A 1,316-nucleotide genomic window follows, 5' to 3' on the forward strand; every position below is an offset into this window, starting at 1 on the left:
CCCTGCGTTCAGCAGCTCGACTCCTGCCACCTTCGACATGGAGGGGCTACTCTCGACACTTGCGAGCCAAGTCAAGCGTACTGAGCGCGAGATCGTGCTTCTTTCACCGTTTTTCGAGGGGGGCGGTCTCGGTCGTCTCGCTGACGTCCTACTCGATGCGCTCGATCGCGGCGTCGAGTTGACGATAGTGACGCGATACCTCTCGGATCCGGGATCGCACAATTACGACGTCATCGAGTCGTTTACACAGCGAGCATCGGAACGGAATGTCGCATCTAAGATTTCACTCGTCGATTATACCGTCTGGGAAGACACAACGCCGGTCGAAGAACAACGACAGAACGGCTAGAATCCGCATTTCACACTTCACGCGAAGATCATGCTGTTCGATTCGCAAGCCGTCTATGTCGGAAGTGCGAACGTGACGGATTACGGGTTTAACCGATATCTCGAACTTGGGGTCCTCTTGAAGGGTGCGTCCGTAACGGGCTTCCGTAACCTGTGTGAGTTCCTGCTCGATTCGGACGGTGCGGTCGCGGTTGACATCTAATTATCAGCAGCTCGGTGGTGTTTCGTTGTCTGGCAACCTGCCTTGTTCGAACCGCCAGACGTGAGCGTATCCACCGTGCCGTTAGAAAGTATTATCTAACTGCGACATTCGGGTATGGTATAGCTGTAGTACCATGCCTATCCCGGAGATCGTCCCCACCCAATGACGGATCCAACTAATTACCGAACGAACCGCGACCTGTTTTCGAATCACTACCTCAACGACCACCTCCGCGATACTGAGCCCTGGAACGAACCCTCAGACGCGGAGGTGGAATCAGCTTTCACCGAAATCAAATCGATCCTCGACGAGAAAGGCGACCGCATCGAGGATTACAACGAGGCCCAGCTTGAGCGGAACGTCATTCGACCCATCTTCGATATCCTCGAGATTCCCTACGAGATCGAAGAGACGGTAATGCGGAATGCGCGCCGACCGGATTACGGATTCTTCCCAAGTGACGAGGCCGCCGACGCGGCGTTCGACCGCGAGGATTTCTACGAGGAGTCCATCGCCGTCGCGGACGCGAAGCGCTGGGGTCGCAAGCTCGACACACGTGGCGAGGAAAAGCGAGACTTCGAGAACCCGAGCTATCAGATCCATCGCTACCTCCAAGAGACGTCGCCAGATTGGGCTGTTCTGACGAACGGTGAGAAGTGGCGACTCTACTACGGACCGACGAGTCACCGGCTCGACTCATTCTACGAGATCGACCTGCCCACCCTTCTCGAGATCGTCAACGAGGATGACGATCTGGAGGCGTTCA

At 55.9% G+C, this 1,316-nt stretch carries 3 pseudogenes; all 3 read left to right on the forward strand.

Annotated features, from left to right (window positions below):
• Positions 1-349, forward strand: a pseudogene (locus U4E84_RS17580) (hypothetical protein); the annotation flags it as partial.
• 18 nt (positions 350-367) lie between these two features.
• A pseudogene (locus U4E84_RS19010) lies at positions 368-550 on the forward strand (phospholipase D-like domain-containing protein); the annotation flags it as partial.
• Between the two features lie 162 nt (positions 551-712).
• A pseudogene (locus tag U4E84_RS17585) lies at positions 713-1,316 on the forward strand (class I SAM-dependent DNA methyltransferase); the annotation flags it as partial.

It is taken from the genome of Halorubrum sp. AD140 (genome assembly GCF_034497445.1).
Taxonomy (GTDB): domain Archaea; phylum Halobacteriota; class Halobacteria; order Halobacteriales; family Haloferacaceae; genus Halorubrum.